This is a genomic window from Paenibacillus sp. TAB_01, from assembly GCF_043945595.1.
Taxonomy (GTDB): Bacteria; Bacillota; Bacilli; order Paenibacillales; family NBRC-103111; genus Paenibacillus_S.
Map to the genome: position 1 here is coordinate 462969 of NZ_JBIFNP010000001.1, position 16046 is coordinate 479014.

At 54.7% G+C, this 16046-nt stretch carries 14 protein-coding genes and 2 pseudogenes; 10 read left to right on the top strand and 6 right to left on the bottom strand.

The annotated features are described in order from the left end of the window. The first annotated feature begins 79 nt into the window (after positions 1 to 79). From ACHHV8_RS02365 to ACHHV8_RS02395, 7 genes and pseudogenes are all read left to right on the top strand, one after another. Positions 80 to 412, top strand: coding sequence for a hypothetical protein (locus tag ACHHV8_RS02365; RefSeq protein ID WP_395156405.1), 333 nt, complete (start codon positions 80 to 82; stop codon positions 410 to 412). Between the two features lie 166 nt (positions 413 to 578). Next, the gene (locus tag ACHHV8_RS02370) at positions 579 to 1643 is read left to right on the top strand and encodes a metallophosphoesterase family protein (RefSeq protein WP_395156407.1); all 1065 of its coding nucleotides are present in this window, start codon (positions 579 to 581) and stop codon (positions 1641 to 1643) included. Positions 1644 to 1695: 52 nt separating this feature from the next. Continuing rightward, complete coding sequence (locus ACHHV8_RS02375) at positions 1696 to 3273, top strand: peptide chain release factor 3 (RefSeq protein WP_395163404.1); 1578 nt, start codon at positions 1696 to 1698, stop codon at positions 3271 to 3273. A gap of 26 nt (positions 3274 to 3299) precedes the next feature. After that, positions 3300 to 3839 carry a CcdC protein domain-containing protein gene (locus ACHHV8_RS02380; protein WP_395156409.1) on the top strand — a complete coding sequence of 180 codons (540 nt, stop codon included), beginning with the start codon at positions 3300 to 3302 and terminating at the stop codon, positions 3837 to 3839. A 214-nt stretch (positions 3840 to 4053) separates the two neighbouring features. Further along, positions 4054 to 4503: pseudogene (locus ACHHV8_RS02385) on the top strand (glycosyltransferase); the annotation flags it as partial. Positions 4504 to 4554: 51 nt separating this feature from the next. Continuing rightward, positions 4555 to 5153: pseudogene (locus ACHHV8_RS02390) on the top strand (glycosyltransferase family 4 protein). 16 nt (positions 5154 to 5169) lie between these two features. Beyond that, positions 5170 to 5928 (top strand): YheC/YheD family protein, encoded by a 759-nt coding sequence (locus ACHHV8_RS02395; RefSeq protein WP_395156411.1) that lies wholly within the window; start codon positions 5170 to 5172, stop codon positions 5926 to 5928. A 61-nt stretch (positions 5929 to 5989) separates the two neighbouring features. Here the strand turns inward: ACHHV8_RS02395 and ACHHV8_RS02400 are convergent, their stop codons facing one another. The 6 genes from ACHHV8_RS02400 to ACHHV8_RS02425 all read right to left on the bottom strand — a co-directional run bounded on the left by ACHHV8_RS02400 (position 5990) and on the right by ACHHV8_RS02425 (position 12676). Then, positions 5990 to 7495, bottom strand: a complete 1506-nt coding sequence (locus ACHHV8_RS02400) for an ATP-binding protein (protein WP_395156413.1) — start codon at positions 7493 to 7495, stop codon at positions 5990 to 5992. A 1-nt stretch (position 7496) separates the two neighbouring features. Next, a complete protein-coding gene (locus ACHHV8_RS02405) occupies positions 7497 to 8228 on the bottom strand; it encodes a winged helix-turn-helix domain-containing protein (RefSeq protein WP_395156415.1) in 732 nt (243 codons plus the stop codon). Positions 8229 to 8485: 257 nt separating this feature from the next. Beyond that, positions 8486 to 10132 carry an ABC transporter substrate-binding protein gene (locus ACHHV8_RS02410; RefSeq protein WP_395156417.1) on the bottom strand — a complete coding sequence of 549 codons (1647 nt, stop codon included), beginning with the start codon at positions 10130 to 10132 and terminating at the stop codon, positions 8486 to 8488. Positions 10133 to 10243: 111 nt separating this feature from the next. Beyond that, complete coding sequence (gene speB / locus ACHHV8_RS02415; RefSeq protein ID WP_395156419.1) at positions 10244 to 11221, bottom strand: agmatinase; 978 nt, start codon at positions 11219 to 11221, stop codon at positions 10244 to 10246. Positions 11222 to 11413: 192 nt separating this feature from the next. Then, on the bottom strand, positions 11414 to 12025 hold the full coding sequence (locus ACHHV8_RS02420) for a transglutaminase-like domain-containing protein (protein WP_395156421.1): 612 nt from the start codon (positions 12023 to 12025) through the stop codon (positions 11414 to 11416). 87 nt (positions 12026 to 12112) lie between these two features. Then, complete coding sequence (locus ACHHV8_RS02425; RefSeq protein ID WP_395156423.1) at positions 12113 to 12676, bottom strand: ANTAR domain-containing response regulator; 564 nt, start codon at positions 12674 to 12676, stop codon at positions 12113 to 12115. 364 nt (positions 12677 to 13040) lie between these two features. On the opposite strand from ACHHV8_RS02425, the gene ACHHV8_RS02430 reads away from it, so the two are divergent. From ACHHV8_RS02430 to ACHHV8_RS02440, 3 genes are read left to right on the top strand one after another with little or no spacing between them, the layout of a single operon-like run. Then, complete coding sequence (locus ACHHV8_RS02430) at positions 13041 to 14045, top strand: ABC transporter ATP-binding protein (RefSeq protein WP_395156425.1); 1005 nt, start codon at positions 13041 to 13043, stop codon at positions 14043 to 14045. A gap of 18 nt (positions 14046 to 14063) precedes the next feature. After that, complete coding sequence (locus tag ACHHV8_RS02435) at positions 14064 to 15062, top strand: ABC transporter ATP-binding protein (protein ID WP_395156427.1); 999 nt, start codon at positions 14064 to 14066, stop codon at positions 15060 to 15062. 24 nt (positions 15063 to 15086) lie between these two features. Further along, entirely contained in the window at positions 15087 to 16037 is a 951-nt protein-coding gene (locus ACHHV8_RS02440; RefSeq protein WP_395156429.1) for an ABC transporter permease, read from the top strand. The last annotated feature ends 9 nt before the right edge of the window (positions 16038 to 16046 follow it).

A 16046-nucleotide genomic window follows, 5' to 3' on the forward strand; every position in this document is an offset into this window, starting at 1 on the left:
GCACGGCGATTATCGACCGTTCGAAATGGAAGGTTACTGTGCGGTGATAATCCATCGCTTGCGCGGAATGGAAGGGCCCGTGCAGTTATGGATGGATGCGCGGCGCGGGGATAAAATCTCCCGGCCTGGACGGCTGAAGCCGAAGGGCCGGTTCGGGTTCAGGGCAGAGCCTGCTCCTTCCGAAGCGGGAGCTGCGTATTTGCTTGCAGGAGGCGTTTGGAAGCCGCGCTGCATATACTGGCAGAGCAAGCCTGGGGCGCGGATGCGGAGCGCGCTTGCGGCACCATCGGGCTTCAGTGCTCATGGGCCGGTGGCGGATCAGCGGGCAGTCATAGATAGAAAAGGGCCGTACTTACCGGGTACGGGCCCTTTTTTTGGTGAACAGGGCCCGCCGCTTCCGGCAAGCGCTTGATTGAAGACGGGCCGGACGAGGCGGCGGAACCGGGGTTATTTGCCAATATGAAGAATTCGCGATGAAAGCCGTGCGCGTCTTCTTATTAGAAGCTATAATAGAGAGGGCTCAACCGGAGACCGGGTATGGATAAATAGAGAAGCTAGAAGATCAGGGGGAATTCCACATGTCACGACGGGCTTTTATCCGTTGGCTGCTCGGGCTGCTGGTACTGATTGCCGCGGCATTTACCGGACTGATGAAGGTGCTTCAGCGTTCCGTGGAGACGCAGAGCGAAGCGAAGGCGGGCGAGGAGCTGGTGTTGCCGAAGCCGGAGACGACTACGACGGCCGCTGCTGCGGGAGCGCAGGACGAACATAGTCCGTTGTTCTCGTTTATGATTTTGAGCGACCTGCATATCTCGGTCTACGATCCGAATACGATCAAGCACATGAAGCAGGCGCTGGACGATATCAAGCAGTTCGAATCGCCGATCGAAGCCATCATGCTGACGGGCGACTTAACCGATTTCGGGGGAACGGACGGCTATAAAGAGCTGCAAAAGCTGCTGTCGGCCTATAAGCTGCCTCCGCTGTACGCCAACATGGGCAATCATGATTACTACGATATTTGGGTCGACAAGAAAGGGGCCTTCAACAAGGAAACGGCGCCGAACGGCAAGACGGATTGGCAGGCGCGGGAGCGGTTCCAGAAGTTTTTCGGGCTGGAGAAGCCGTATCATTCGGCTGATATCAACGGTTTTCCCGTGCTGCTGCTCTCGCAGGAGGCATACGTTCAGGAGAAGCCGGAGGTGGGCGAAGGCGCATGGTATTCCGACGACCAGCTGAATTGGTTCAAGGACCAGATGTCCAAACACAAAGACGGCAAGCCGACGTTCGTCATGGTGCACCAGCCTCTGCCGCCTATCGGCTCCGACGGAGGCAGCCATCAATTGATCCGCGCGAAGCAGTTCCGCGAAATTTTGAAGCCGTATAAAAATGTGTTCGTGTTCTGCGGTCACCGGCACCAGGATTTCCAGAACGGAACCGAGCATTATGTAAAGGAAACGTTCCACTTTTTCCATAACTCTTCGGTCGGCCGGGTGCTGAACCGGAGCTTTCAGAATGAAGCGAAGGAAAAATCGCAGGGTCTTTATGTCCAGGTATATAAAGACCGGGTAACGGTTCGCGGGCGCGAGTTCAGCAACCGCAGCTGGCTGAAGGAAGCGGATTGGAATATCAAGCTGACCTAAGCGAAAGCTAATGATGACAACCATTTGAGGAAGGACTAAGAATCTCATGAGCATGAATACACAGAATAAAATGAAGGAAGAGGTGCTGAAGCGCCGTACTTTCGCCATTATTTCCCACCCGGATGCGGGGAAAACGACACTGACCGAGAAGCTGCTGCTGTTCGGAGGCGCGATTCGTCTGGCGGGTACCGTAAAAGGCCGCAAAGCGAGCAAGCATGCGACATCCGACTGGATGGAAATTGAGAAGCAGAGGGGGATCTCGGTTACGTCCAGCGTAATGCAGTTCGATTACGAGGGTCATCGAGTGAACATTCTGGATACGCCGGGTCACCAGGACTTTTCCGAGGATACGTACCGGACGTTAACCGCGGCGGACAGCGCCGTCATGCTGATCGACTCGGCCAAAGGGGTCGAGGCACAGACCAAAAAGCTGTTCCAGGTGTGCCGCAAGCGCGGGATTCCGATTTTTACATTTATTAACAAAATGGACCGCGAGGGGCAAAATCCGTTTGATCTGCTGGAGGAGCTGGAGCAGGTGCTTGGCATCCGTTCCTATCCGATGAACTGGCCGATCGGCTCCGGCAAGCAGTTCCGCGGCGTTTACGACCGCAAAATGACGCAGGTGGAGCTGTTCCAGGGCGACGACCACAAGGAAATTCAAGTGGAGAAAGTAAGCGGCTACGACGATCCTTTGGTGAAAAAAATCGCCGGCGAATTTTTCTATGAGCAGCTGGTCCAGGATTTGGAGCTGCTCGATGTGGCCGGCGACGAATTCGATATGGAGAAGGTGCGCAGCGGCGAGCTGACGCCGGTCTTTTTCGGCAGCGCGATCAATAATTTCGGCGTGCAGACGTTTCTCGAGAATTTCCTGGAGCTGGCGCCGACGCCGACGCCGCGCCGCAGCACCCAGGGCGAGATCGATCCGACGAACGAGAAGTTCACCGGTTATATTTTTAAAATTCAAGCGAACATGAATCCCGCGCACCGCGACCGGATTGCGTTCCTGCGCATCTGCTCCGGGAGGTTCGAGCGCGGCATGGCGGTAAAGCATGTCCGTGTCGGTAAAGATATCAAGCTGGCGCAGCCTCAGCAGTTTCTGGCGCAGGATCGGGATATTGTCGAAGAGGCGTATCCGGGCGATATTATCGGGTTGTTCGACCCGGGTATTTTCCGTTTGGGCGATTCCTTGAGCCAGGGCGGCAGTATCGAATTCGACGAACTGCCGACGTTTTCCCCCGAGCTGTTCTGTAAAGTAACGGTGAAAAACGCGCTGAAGCATAAGCAGTTTCAGAAAGGAGTCGACCAGCTGACAGAGGAAGGAACGATCCAAGTGTTCCGCACCATCGGATTCGACGATCTGATTCTCGGCGTGGTCGGCCAGCTGCAGTTTGAGGTATTCGAGTACCGGATGAAGGCGGAGTATGGCGTGGATGTCCAGCTGCAGCGGTTGAACTTCCAGTTCGCCCGCTGGATTATCGATGACAATATCGATCCAAGCAAGTTTCGGATTAACTCCCAGCTGGTGAAAGATAAGAAGGAGAATTACGTCGTGCTGTTCGAGAGCGAATATGCGATGCGGTCGGCGATGGAGAAATACCCGAACGCGAAGTTTCTGGAGCAGGCTCCTTAAGAAGTCAACCCAGGAGGTAGGCGGCTATGCAGCATTTGGGAACGACGGTCGGCATGACCGTGCTGATCGGCTTCATCCTTTACCGGAGATTTAAACGGACCGTCGGCTTTCAGAAGCTGACGCGTTCCCGCTTTTGGTTTCGCATTGTCCTGTTCAGCCTGGTCGGCTGTATCTTTCTGTATCTCGGCTTCCTGCATCCCTCGAATTTGATTGCCGACGGGATCGGTCTGCTCTGCGGCCTGGTGCTGAGTCATCTGGCCGTCAAGCATACGCAGCTCGAAAAACGCGAGGACGGCTGGTATTACAGCACCCATCTCGGCGTTCAAATTGCGGTGCTGCTGCTTCTGGTCGCCCGGGTAGGCTACAAAGTGCTGACCATGTATACGATGTCGCCTGAAGCTATCGCAGCGGCTAACGCGGATCCGGCCCAGCAGTTTACGAAGGACCCGTTAACCGCAGGCATCTTCTTCGTCATGGTCTCGTTCTATATCCGCTTCTTCCTTCATTTACTGGGCGAGACGAAAAAGCTCGAAGCCGAGCTGAGCCCTGACCGTCCTGAGCTGTAGCCTGCTTTTATTGCAGGCGGCCGGAGACCGGAGCTTAGCTCGACCTTCATTAAATCCCCCCTTTCCCGTGATCGTTTCGATCGCAGGGAAGGGGGGATTTGTTTTGCCTGCTTAACCGTTTGAGGGAAGGATGGGCGCCTGCCCTTAACCATCACCGGGGGAAAAGCATACAATATGGTGTTTCAACTACCTCGAAGGGCAGGCGTGTTATGCCATGCGAATCTTGATTATAGCACCAGAGCAAATTCCGGTACCGCCGGTTCTCGGGGGTTCCGTGGAAATATGCATTTTAGCCATCGCCAAAAAGCTGGCCCGCCACCACCAGGTAACGGTGATCAGCCGCAAGCACGGCAATTATTCGAAACGCTCGGTCATTGACGGTGTGAACATCGTGAGGGTTCCGACAGGAAGCCCCAAAACCTATTTATCCCATGTCAAAGCTTATATTAGCAATAAACATTACGATCTGATTCAAATCGATAACCGTCCCCGTTTTGTCCGGGACGTCAAACGGCTGTTCCCGCATACGCCGGTCTCGCTGTTTCTTCATTCGCTCACCTTCGTATCCTCGCCGCGATTATCCCGCAGAGAAGGGAAAGCGTGCTTGAGCAAAGCGGATATCATTATTGCGAACAGCGCTTCTCTAAAGCGGGAGCTCGCCCGAAGGTTTCCCGGATCGGCAGGGCGGATTCATAAAGTATGGCTTGGAGTTGACGTGAAGCGGTTTCGTCCGGCAAGACGTAAAAAATCCGGCCGGTTTACCTTATTATTCGCTGGCAGGCTTATTCCGCGCAAGGGGATTCCCGTCCTGCTGAAAGCGGCGCGCTCGGCCCGCAAATGGGCGAAGCGCCGGATTGCCGTGCTTATTGCCGGAGGAGCTTCGAACAAAGCCTACGGGCGGCGGCTGCGATCCCTGTCTCATCAGCTGGGTGTAAATGCCAAATTTCTCGGGCCGTGCCGCACCGCCGGATGCATAAAGTGTATGCGAAGGCCGATTGCTTCGTATGCCCGTCGCAAAAGCACGAAGCGTTCGGATTGGTCAATGTGGAAGCGATGGCCTCCGGCATTCCGGTCATTGCCTCGGATAACGGGGGCATTAAAGAGATTGTAAAGCATCGGCGCAACGGCTTGCTGATCCGCAGCTATAAAAGTCCGGAGGCTTTCTCCCGGGCGATTGTCAAGCTCGCCAACGATGCCAAGCTTCGCCGCAGACTGGGCGGCAAAGCCCGCAAGGATTGCCTGAAGCGGTTCAGCTGGCAGGCGACGGTGACTAAGCTGGAACGGGTATACCGTTCTGCCGCAGCCGGGAAATAAAGGAAAGGTGGATGACATGAGCAGGTGTAGAAGAGGGCGGCATATTACAAGCAAGTGGAGAAAAACGCGCGTGCTGTGGATGAAACGCGCATTGCGGTCGAATATTCCGGAGACGAGACGGATGACCCGGGATTCATTGAAGTCGATGCTGCACCGGTATCGAATGGTTTATATCAAGCCGGATGTCGGCACTTACGGCAATGGCGTGATGAGAGTTGAGATCCGCGGGAATGGAACCTACAGCTACCAGAGCGGACTGCGGGCAAGACAGTTCGCTTCCTTCAATCAGATGTTCGATTCCATTCGCAAGCTGACGCGCCGGCGGCGGTATTTGGTACAGAAAGGGATTCATTTGACCAAGTACCGCAAACGGCGGTTTGATATCCGGGTCATGGTCCAGCAGTCGCCGAGCCGCAGATGGGAGGCGACAGGGGTGATCGGGCGTGTGGGGGATCCGCGCAAGGTAGTGACCAATGTGCATAACGGAGGTAAAATTACGCCGATCGAGAAGCTGTTGGCCGCTTATATGCCTGAACGGAAGAAGCGGATTTTCGTATCCCGGCTCAAGCGCCTCGGCATGATGGCCGCCAAGCAGCTGCATTCCCGATTCCGTGGAATTAAAGAAATCGGGCTTGATGTAGCGTTGGATCAGCGGCTCCATCCTTGGGTGCTGGAGGCCAACACCTGCCCGGACCCGTATATCTTCAATAAATTGAAGGATAAGCGCATTTTTGGCCGGATTGCGCGTTATGCCAGGGCTTACGGGCGGTTATAACGGGAAGAAAAAGCCGGGAACAAGGCGGAGAAGGTGCAGGCGAGCCGAATAGGCCGCCATCTCAACCTTCCTCCGCCGGTGTTCCCGGTTCGCTGGTTGCGGCGGGGAGGCTTGCCGGTTCCTGCGCCTTGGGCAGAAGAATGCGGATCGTCGTTCCCTCGCCGGGGGTGCTCTCCGCGGCAATCGTGCCATGGTGCGCCTCGACAAGCCGCTTCACGATGGACAAGCCCAGACCGGTCTCACTGCTGTTTTTCGACCGCGACGGGTCCGCTTTGTAGAAGCGGTCCCAGATGAGTGAAAGCTCTTCGGCCGTCATCCCCCGGCCCGTATCCGAAATTTCAATGCGGGTTTCCGTCTCGTTCTCCGAGCCTTTCAGTTGGATGGAGCCGAATTCGGTGAATTGCAGGCTGTTTTTGACCAGATTGATCAAAATTTGGGTAAGACGGTCATAGTCCCCATAGACCATCAGATCGGGATCGCACTCGATCACGATGCTGAGATGCTTCGCTTCGATAAGAACCTCCAGCGATTCTACGACAATGTCCAGCAGGTCCCTCAGCGCATTGCGTTTCTTGTGCAAAGTAATCATACCGGCTTCAATCTTCTCCATATCAAGGAGCTCGTTGATCAGACGAATAAGCCGGAACGTTTCTTTTTCGATGATTGCGTAATATTTCTGTTTGTCCTCCGGGTCGGCAACGAGATCGTTCTTAAGCCCTTCGATAATGCCGCGGACCGAGGTCAGCGGAGTGCGGAGCTCATGCGTCATGTCCATAATAAAATGTCTGCGCCGTTTCTCGTACTGCTGCAGTTTGTTGGAGGTTTCCTCCAATTGAATGGCCATGGTGTTGAAGTCAGCCGACAATTCCCCAAGCTCATCCGAGCGCTCAACCGGCAGCCGGGAGGAATAATTGCCGGAAGCGATCTGATGGGTGGCCCGGCGCAGCGCCCGGATGCTTGTGCTCATATTTCGGGAGATCAGCCAGCTGACCAGCACGGCAAGCACGAATACGATCAGCCCAATATAAATCAAGGCCTCGTTAAAGGTCTGCAGCGTAACGTCATAGCCTTGAAGAGGGGAGAAGACGAATAAGTACAAGTCGCCTTTCAGGTTTTTGGAACGGATCGGCTTCGGGACGACAACGAGCGGCTGGTTTTCAATGCTCGTGACAATGAAGCTTTCATTGTCCTGCATCGTAAACATATGCTGCCGCATCTCGTTCAAAAACGGCTTTGTCCGGAAAGGTGCGGGCATTTTCGGATCGCTGTAGACGATGTCTCCCGTTTTATTTAGGAAAATGAACGAAATTTTTCTTTCGCTCAGCAAATTGCGGTAGGCTTGAATCGCGGACGTCGGCTCGATATCTTCGCGGACCAGCAGCCTGACGATGCCTTTGCCGGCGCTGCTCAGCTCGCTGGTTTCGATCTCAAGCGCCTGCTGTTTCATATAATAGACGAATCCGGAGGCGAGAACGACGAGGATAAGTAAGGATACGATAAGATGACTGACGAACTGCCTTGCGAAGAAAGTAAAGCGGTAACGAAACCGCGGTATGCCTTTACCCATGTTATTCCTCCAGCTTATAACCTACACCCCACACCGTAACGATCAATGAACAATCCGGCACCGAGATTTTATTGCGCAGTCTTTTAATATGTACGTCAACCGTTCGCTCTTCGCCTAAATAATCATAGCCCCAGATGCTTTCCAGCAGCTGCTCGCGGGTGAACACTTTCTTGGGGTATCGGACGAAAAGACAAAGAAGGTCGAATTCCTTCGGAGTTAAATTCGTGATGGTATGGCCTTGAATAATGACGGCCCGGGATTCGAGCTGAATGGTGACATGCTTATGCTTAAGCGTCTGGAACTCGCTCTCGGTATCTTCGCCGCCGCTGTCTTCGGCAGAGCCGTCCTGGCTGTCCTCGGCCGCAGAGGGGCTGATCTTGTAGCGGCGCAGCACCGCTTTCATCCGGGCGATAAGCTCCATCGGACTGAACGGCTTGGTCACATAATCGTCGGCTCCGAGGTCCAAGCCTAAAATCCGATCCTGCTCCTGATCGCGTGCGGTCAGCAGAATGACAGGCGTGTCGTGATTTTGGCGGTAATCCCGGCATAGGCTGATTCCGTCCTTGCCCGGCAGCATCCAGTCGAGGATGACGAAGTCCCAGGCCTCTTGCTCCAGCCGTTGCTTTGCGCTTAACCCGTCATGAACGAATGTAGTTTCATATTGTTCTTTTTGAAAAAACATTTGCAGCATTTCACATACGGAAAGGTCATCTTCAGCGACAAGCAGCTTCATGCTTCACACGCTCCTTGCTCCATGACTTAATAAATTCAAGCATAGTCGCTTCGGAAGGGAATAGCAAGATATACAGAGGGAACGAGATGGTGAAAGCGGGCGATACAGAGACGGGGGCGTTGTAAGCAGCGGGTTCAGCGGATCGGGCCGTCCCTGCTGTCTGCCGGACAGCTTGTATCTGGCGCAAAAAAAGGCCCAGACCTCGAGAGCTGCTATCATGAGTTAGCTTTCGGGGTCCGGGCCTATGCGGAGAGGGTTTATCGTATACTCCATTTGTTCACGTCGTAATGCATGCCGTAGATCGTGCCGCCCTTGCCGTCAATCGCTTTATTGAGGGCGATCAGGTTCTTTTCGGAGTAAATCGTGATCAGCGGGACATCCTCCTGAATAATGTTTTGCAGCTCTTTGTAGATCGCGAAACGCTTGTCCTTGTCGGTTTCCTTCATGCCCAGAGCGAACAGCTCGTCTATCCGCGGATTATTGTATCTCATATCATTCAAGGCTGCGCTCGATTTGTAGATGTTGCTTGAACCGTCCGGGTCGATGATGGAGCTGAAGCTTGAGATCAGCAGGTCGAAATCTCCTTTGACCGCCCGCTGCACGGCTGTAGCGAAATCGAAGTTCACCTGCTTCACCTTGATGCCCACGGCCTCCAGGTTCTGCTGAATGATGTTCCCGGACATTTCGCGTACGGCATCTCCGGTCGGAACGATAAATTCCAATGTTTTATTGGAATCCCAGCCGGCTTCCTTGAGCAGCTGCTTCGCTTTTTCGGGATCATAGCTGTACTTCAGAATATCTTTATCGTAGTACGGGTGGCTCGGGGCGTACGGGCCATTCTCCAGCTCGCCGATTCCTTTCATCAGCTGATTGACGATAGCCTCCCGGTTGATCGCATAAGCCATCGCCTGCCGGACTCTTTTGTCAGCAATTTTGGTCGTGTTAATCTCGATCGAGTTGTAGCGTCTTGTGGGCTCTTCCGTCGTTTGGATATGGCTCATGCCTTTGATGGTTTCCCATTCCTTCGGCGGAATGTTGCCGGGCCCCTGGCCCGCATTCATATCGATTTCCTGCGACTGCAGCTGGGCGACCATATTGGCGGCCGGCATCACTTTGACAACGACCTCTTCGATCTTCGGCGCGCCGCGGTAATAGTTCTTGTTCGCCGCCAGCTGGACGATGCCGTTCTCGAACTTGTTAAATGTATAGGGGCCGTTCGTTACGTTCGGATTTTTCCAGAAGGCCTGGCTGTTCAAAGCGGCCGGATCGGCATTCTCGAACACATGCTTGGGGATGATCGGGAAATCGCAGAGCCGTTCCTTCACCAGATTCGGGTCGACCGGGTTCGCGGTCACCAGTTCGAACGTCTTGTCGTCGATGACCTTGATGCCGCTAAGCTTCGTAACGCCTTCGGGCAGCCGCCCTTTCTCATTCAAGCCTTCGAGGAAGCTGATATAGTTGCGGATGGTAGTCAATGTCTTCGGATTGGCGACCAGATTGGCGGTAAACTCAAAATCCTGCGACGTCACCGGCTTGCCGTCCGACCAGTTGGCGTCCTGCCGCAGCTTCACCACATACGTTTTGGGATCCTTCTGCTCGAAGGATTCGGCCAATTGCAGCTTGAACTCCAATGGATTCGTCATTTTCATCAGCGTATCGAATAAATAGCGGTTTACGAAAATGGCCGCATTGGAACCGGAGGCATCCGTATCGATCGGATTGAACATCAGCGGCGGGTTGGTCATGCCGATGGTAATACGGTTCGGGTGGTTGGCCGGCGCGCTGGCCGCAGCAGCGCCTTCCGCTCCTTTGGCGCCGCTCCCCTGCTTCGAGCTGCAGGCGGTAGTCAAGGCCAAAATGCCGGCGATGAGTACGAGCGAAAATTTTGTGGTTGTTCGATTCACGGGTGATGCCCCCTTATTCAATATAAATGCGGTGTGTCCGGCGCTCCTGAAACGTCGGCTGTCGGGATGCCGTGGAGCGCCGGTCCCAGCTGCAGAAGCCGCGTGTGCGTATTAGCCGACGGTGGTTGTACTTGCTTCAAGCTCGATTTGGCTGCGCCGGTTCAGAGCCAGCAGGGTGATGAATTCGAAAGCGATATTGGCGGCATTCAATGCCGTCACCTTCGTGAGATCCCGGTCGGGCAGCACCTCCACGAGATCGAAGCCGATAATGTTCAAGCCGGCGAGGCCGCGGAGCATTTGCTGCGCCTCATAGGTAGTGAAGCCTCCGACCTCCGGCGTACCGGTTCCAGGGGCGAATACCGGATCGAGGAAGTCGATGTCGAAGGTGAGGAAGACCGGATTGCTGCCGACGCGCTCCTTGATCTTGGCGCACAGCTCCTCGATGGAGAGGCGTTTGACATCGTCAGTGGTCAGCACCTCGTAGCCAAGCGCCCGGGAATCGTCCAAGCCGCTCAGGCTGAACGGAGTGCCGCGCATCCCCATTTGAATCGAGGTGGAGGCGTCGATATAGCTTTCCTCGGCGGCATAACGGAACATCGTGCCATGGGAATGCTTGCGGCGCTCGTCCATACTTTTACCGGTATCGGTATGAGAATCGAAATGAACGAGACTGACCGGTCCGTAGACGCTGGCGGCCGCTTTCACGTGAGGGTAGGAAATGGAATGATCCCCGCCGAGCAGAATAGGCACGACGCCTTTGGCGAAGATCGGCTTGAGCTGATTTTCGATTTCCTCATAGCTCAAGTCGATATAGCCGGGAACAATTTTCAGGTCGCCGTAATCGATCCCGGATAAAAAGTCGCTGGTATCGATTCCTTTCGCCTGGCTTACCGGGCGGAGCCGCTGGGACATTTCACGGATCGCGGAGGGGCCAAAGCGGGTGCCTACGGCATAGCTGACGCCGGTATCGAATGGAACCCCGATCACGGCATAATCGGCATGGTCCAGATCCTGCGTATACGGCAAATGCATGAAGGTGCGGATACCTGAAAATAACGGGACGCCTTTTTCGATTAATGGACGATACATGAAAACCACTCCTTTGATTGAATGAGATGTATAAAAATACAGAAAGCCGCCTTTCTCCCGAATAGAAGAAAGACGGCTTCATTGCCGATTCACAGGTTTGGCGTCATTGACAAACCGGAATAACATATCAAGTTGTTTATGTGACATACTCTAACATGTATGTAACAGGGAAGTCAACAACAAAATTTTGCGTCAGATCATGTCTTCATCGGGAAGCGATGTGGGAAGATATTGCTCGTACATAGCGATGCCGCTCCGGTTGGCGGTCAGCGTGCGGACGATAAGCGGGTGCGGGTCGCAATAGTTCGCCGGGTAATCGATCTCTCCCAACGGTTCCCTTACAGGAAAGGCCAGCTGCTCGGCATCCAGCGAAAATTGAGCGTTCACGCCGGGCTTGTTGCCGCGGGCATCCAGACGGATCCACCTGTTCAACGGACGGAGAAAGACTGTATTGAGCGCGTGAATACAGAAGCCGGATTCCGGGGTATCGAACAGAGTGAGCCGTTGATAGCACAGCCCCGAAGGAATGCCGCAGGCACGCAGCAGCGCGGCGAGCAGATGGGATTTGGCATAGCATATGCCATGCCCTTCGATCAGCGTATCGGAAGCGGTGGCAGTTATCGTGTCCAGCCGGGCGTCGTAGGAATGCCGGATCCGGTCGCGTACGAATTCGAACAAGATTCTCGCGGCTTCAACCTCGTCATGCGTTTTTCCGGCAGCTGGGGGGACAAGCCTAAGAACCGTTTCCTGGATGGGCTCACTGTTATAGTCAAGCCAAAAGGACGGCCGTAAATAGTGTTCCATGGGGGCCTTCATTCGGGTCAGCATAGGATGGGGAATACTCCTCTCACATTCGCTAATGTTGGATAGACGAGGGGCTCGCCTTTCTTCTTAACGTTCCATCAGCGGGCCGTATAAGTCCACGATCGTGCTGCTGATGGCCGCCATTTTCTTGCGTTCCTTCATCGCCTTATTGCGTAAAAATTTGAAGGCTTCATCCTCCGACATGCCTGTTGTTTTGATCAGGATGCCTTTGGCGCGTTCGATCAGCTTGCGCTCGTCGAGCTTTTCTTGGAGCTGCTCGATTTGGCGCAGCACGGAGCGGCGGTTCTCGTAATTATTGAGTCCGACGACGAGAGCCCATTGAAGCTCGGAAGGGCTCATGCTGCAGGTAAGAATGCCTTCGATAGGGTGCTCGATAATGGAGATGAAGCCGGGGCTTTGACACCACCACCAGATGGGGAGATCGAACCGCTTGATCAGCAGCTCCAGCCACGAATTCAAGCTCCGCTCCATACAGCCGAGAATCACCCCGTCCATGCCGCCGGCTTGCAGGGGAAGATCCTCAGGCACATAGACGGAGATGACGTCCAGTCCGATAGAATTCAGGCTTTGGATAGGGCTGGAGGTCGGCCGATAGGAGGCATCGGGAAAAAAGACTAATAACGATTTCATAGGCAGCAACACCTTCGGGATGGATTTTCTTATGCATGCCGGACGATAAGTGTCGTGTCACGTCTTTCCTGACTCAGCAGCGTTGCCTGTTAGGCAAGTACACGTTTGGAGACAAGAATATTGTTATGTTATATATCATGAAACCAACATGAAAAAGAGTCAACCCTTTTTTTGCAAGCAGGTTATTGACACGTTCCAGAGATTGGTGTTAGTATTTATGACATAAAGTTAATCGAATAGGAATTCCGGTCTGTCAATGATGCCACGCCGGAATAGGCAATGGAGCCGCTTTTCTCTGCATAGGGAAGGCGGCTTTCTGTATATTCAGGGTTAAACAATACTATTGCTGGGGAATGGTGATCTCATGAAAAACGTACTGGAAGTCGATAGCTTGCGCACCGTATTCCGCACCGAGCGCGGCGAGGTCACCTCGGTCGAAGAGGTTTCATTCCAGGTGAAGCAAGGCGAGACGGTAGCGGTGGTAGGGGAATCGGGCTGCGGCAAGAGCGTAACCTCGCTCTCCATCTTAAATCTGCTCGGCACGAACGGTCATATCAAAGAAGGCAGCATCAAGTTCGAAAGCCGGGAGCTCACGAAGATGCGGCCCGAGGAGCTGCGAAAGCTGCGGGGCAAAGAGATTTCGATGATTTTTCAGGATCCGATGTCTTCCTTAAACCCGGTGTTGACCATAGGGAATCAGATGATAGAGACAATCCTTCAGCATGAAAGGGTCAGCGTGCAAGAAGCGAGAGAACGGTCTATCACGCTGTTGACTCGGGTAGGCATCGCACGGGCGGAAGCTTTGATGAAGCAGTACCCCAATTCTCTGTCCGGAGGGATGCGGCAGCGGGTGATGATCGCTATGGCTTTGGCTTGCAAGCCAAAGCTGCTTATTGCCGACGAGCCGACGACCGCGCTGGATGTGACGATTCAGGCTCAAATTCTCGCGCTGATCAAGGAGCTGAAGCAGGAGTTTCACACCTCTGTCGTCCTGATCACGCACGACCTCGGGGTAGTGGCCGAGATGGCGGACCGGGTGCTCGTCATGTATGCGGGCCAGGTGGTGGAGGAGACGGATGTGTTCACCCTATTCGAAGCGGCGAGGCATCCCTACACGCAGGGGCTGCTGTCATCCATTCCGCATCTGGACAGCCCGGACGACAAGCTGTCCAGCATTCCGGGCTCCGTGCCCTCCATTCATGAAATGCCTGCCGGCTGCCGGTTTCAGGCCCGGTGCGCCCTTGCAACGGACAAATGCAGGAGCGTCAATCCTCCGCTGTTCGAGGTGGGGGGAGAGCACCGCGTCCGCTGCTGGCTGGCCGAGGACGATCTGGCGCTGACCGCATTCAACGCCGGTTCCATACATTAACTCAAGAGGGGGAGACCTATGAGCGCCATTCTGCATAAAGCCCATATCAGCACGGAGCCGATTCTCAAAATCGAGCATCTGAAAAAATATTATCCTATTAAGAAAGGCATCTTCTCCAAAACCGTAGGTCACGTGAAGGCTGTGGACGATATTGACCTGCTTGTCTTTCCGGGAGAAACGCTGGGCGTGGTGGGGGAGTCCGGCTGCGGCAAATCGACGCTCGGCCGAAGCATTGTAAAGCTGGAATCTTTGACGGAGGGTCAGGTGTTCTACAAAAATCATAATGTGCATGAGCTGTCCGAGCAGGAAATGCGCAAGGTGCGCTCGGAAATGCAAATTATTTTTCAGGACCCTTATTCTTCGCTGAACCCGCGCAAGCGTGTAAGCGAGCTGCTGATCAAGCCGTTAATGGTTCATGCGAAGCTGACGCAGGACGAAGCGAGGAAAAAGGCATCGGAGCTGCTGGATATCGTAGGCTTGTCCAAGCATGCGCTGAACAAATTCCCGCATGAATTCTCGGGGGGCCAGAGGCAGCGGATCGGGATTGCCCGGGCCGTCATTTTACAGCCGAAGCTGATCGTGTGCGATGAGCCCGTTTCGGCGCTCGACGTTTCCATACAAGCGCAGATTCTGAATTTGCTCAAATCGCTGCAAAACAATTTTCAATTGACGTATTTGTTCATTGCCCACGGGCTGGGTGCAGTCAAGTTTATGAGCGACCGGATCGCTGTGATGTATCTGGGCAAAATCGTTGAGCTTGCGCGTACGGACGAACTGTTCAGCCGGCCGAAGCATCCGTATACGAAGGCGCTGCTGGACGCCTATCCCGCGCCGAATCCGCTGCAGCGCGACAAGGAGCGCATCATCCTCACCGGCGATGTGCCGAATCCGGCGGCGCCGCCCTCGGGCTGCCGGTTCCACACCCGCTGCCCGCTGGCCCAGCCCCGCTGCCGCGAGGAGCAGCCGGAGCTCCGGGGCGGAGCGCATCTGGCCGCATGCCATTTCCCGCTGGCTTAAGCTTACGAATGGAGGACGAGAGACATGCTGGATTATACGATTCGACGACTGTTGATTGCGGTGCCGGTTCTGCTCGGCGTGACGTTCCTGAATTTCTTCATCATCTACCTGGCGCCGGGCGATCCCGTAGATTTATATGCGAACCCGGACGTATCGGAGGCGGATAAGCTGCTGCGGCGCGAGGCGCTCGGCCTGGACGATCCGCTGATCGTTCAATATTTCAAATGGCTCGGCCATCTGCTGTCCGGCAACCTGGGCACCTCGTTCAGCTCATTCCAGCCGGTGACGCATATGATTGCAGAGCGGCTGGGCGCGACGCTGCTGCTGATGGGAGCGGCGTTGATCATCGCTTACCTTATAGCGATTCCGCTCGGCATTCTGAGTGCGGTGAAGCAGTACTCCTGGCTGGATTATATCGCCTCCACCGGTTCGTTTCTGGGTGTGTCCGTACCGAGCTTTTTCCTCGGACTGGGCGTTATCTATATTTTCGGCGTCAATTTGGGCGTTCTTCCTACCGGCGGCATGAATACGATCGGCCAGGAGGGAGAGATTGGAGACACCTTGAAGCACTTGGTGCTTCCGGCGCTGACGCTCGGAACGTCAATCGCGGGCGGCATGGTACGGTACGTCCGGTCCAGCGTGCTGGAGGTGCTGGGGCAGGACTATCTGCGGACCGCCCGGGCCAAAGGGCTGCCCGAATGGAAGGTCATCAACAAGCATACGCTCAAAAACGCGCTGATTCCGATCATTACGATCGCCGGGATGGACATCCCGATGCTGATCGGCGGCGCGGTCGTGACGGAAACGGTCTTTCAATGGTCGGGAATGGGACAATTGACGATCCAAGCGATCCTCTCTCGCGATTATCCGGCGCTGATGGGGATCAATCTGGTGGCGGCGGTTGCGGTGCTGCTGTCGAATTTATGGGCGGATCTCATGTATGCCTTTGTCGATCCGCGAATCAAATACAATTAGTAGAGAAGG

Bases quoted from the DNA above. Each gene is read 5' to 3' on its own strand.
- ACHHV8_RS02370 (WP_395156407.1), top strand. From the start codon at position 579: ATGTCACGACGGGCTTTTATCCGTTGGCTGCTCGGGCTGCTGGTACTG.
- ACHHV8_RS02375 (WP_395163404.1), top strand. From the start codon at position 1,696: ATGAATACACAGAATAAAATGAAGGAAGAGGTGCTGAAGCGCCGTACT.
- ACHHV8_RS02380 (WP_395156409.1), top strand. From the start codon at position 3,300: ATGCAGCATTTGGGAACGACGGTCGGCATGACCGTGCTGATCGGCTTC.
- ACHHV8_RS02395 (WP_395156411.1), top strand. From the start codon at position 5,170: ATGAGCAGGTGTAGAAGAGGGCGGCATATTACAAGCAAGTGGAGAAAA.
- ACHHV8_RS02400 (WP_395156413.1), bottom strand. From the start codon at position 7,495: ATGGGTAAAGGCATACCGCGGTTTCGTTACCGCTTTACTTTCTTCGCA.
- ACHHV8_RS02405 (WP_395156415.1), bottom strand. From the start codon at position 8,228: ATGAAGCTGCTTGTCGCTGAAGATGACCTTTCCGTATGTGAAATGCTG.
- speB (WP_395156419.1), bottom strand. From the start codon at position 11,221: ATGTATCGTCCATTAATCGAAAAAGGCGTCCCGTTATTTTCAGGTATC.
- ACHHV8_RS02420 (WP_395156421.1), bottom strand. From the start codon at position 12,025: ATGGAACACTATTTACGGCCGTCCTTTTGGCTTGACTATAACAGTGAG.
- ACHHV8_RS02425 (WP_395156423.1), bottom strand. From the start codon at position 12,676: ATGAAATCGTTATTAGTCTTTTTTCCCGATGCCTCCTATCGGCCGACC.
- ACHHV8_RS02430 (WP_395156425.1), top strand. From the start codon at position 13,041: ATGAAAAACGTACTGGAAGTCGATAGCTTGCGCACCGTATTCCGCACC.
- ACHHV8_RS02435 (WP_395156427.1), top strand. From the start codon at position 14,064: ATGAGCGCCATTCTGCATAAAGCCCATATCAGCACGGAGCCGATTCTC.
- ACHHV8_RS02440 (WP_395156429.1), top strand. From the start codon at position 15,087: ATGCTGGATTATACGATTCGACGACTGTTGATTGCGGTGCCGGTTCTG.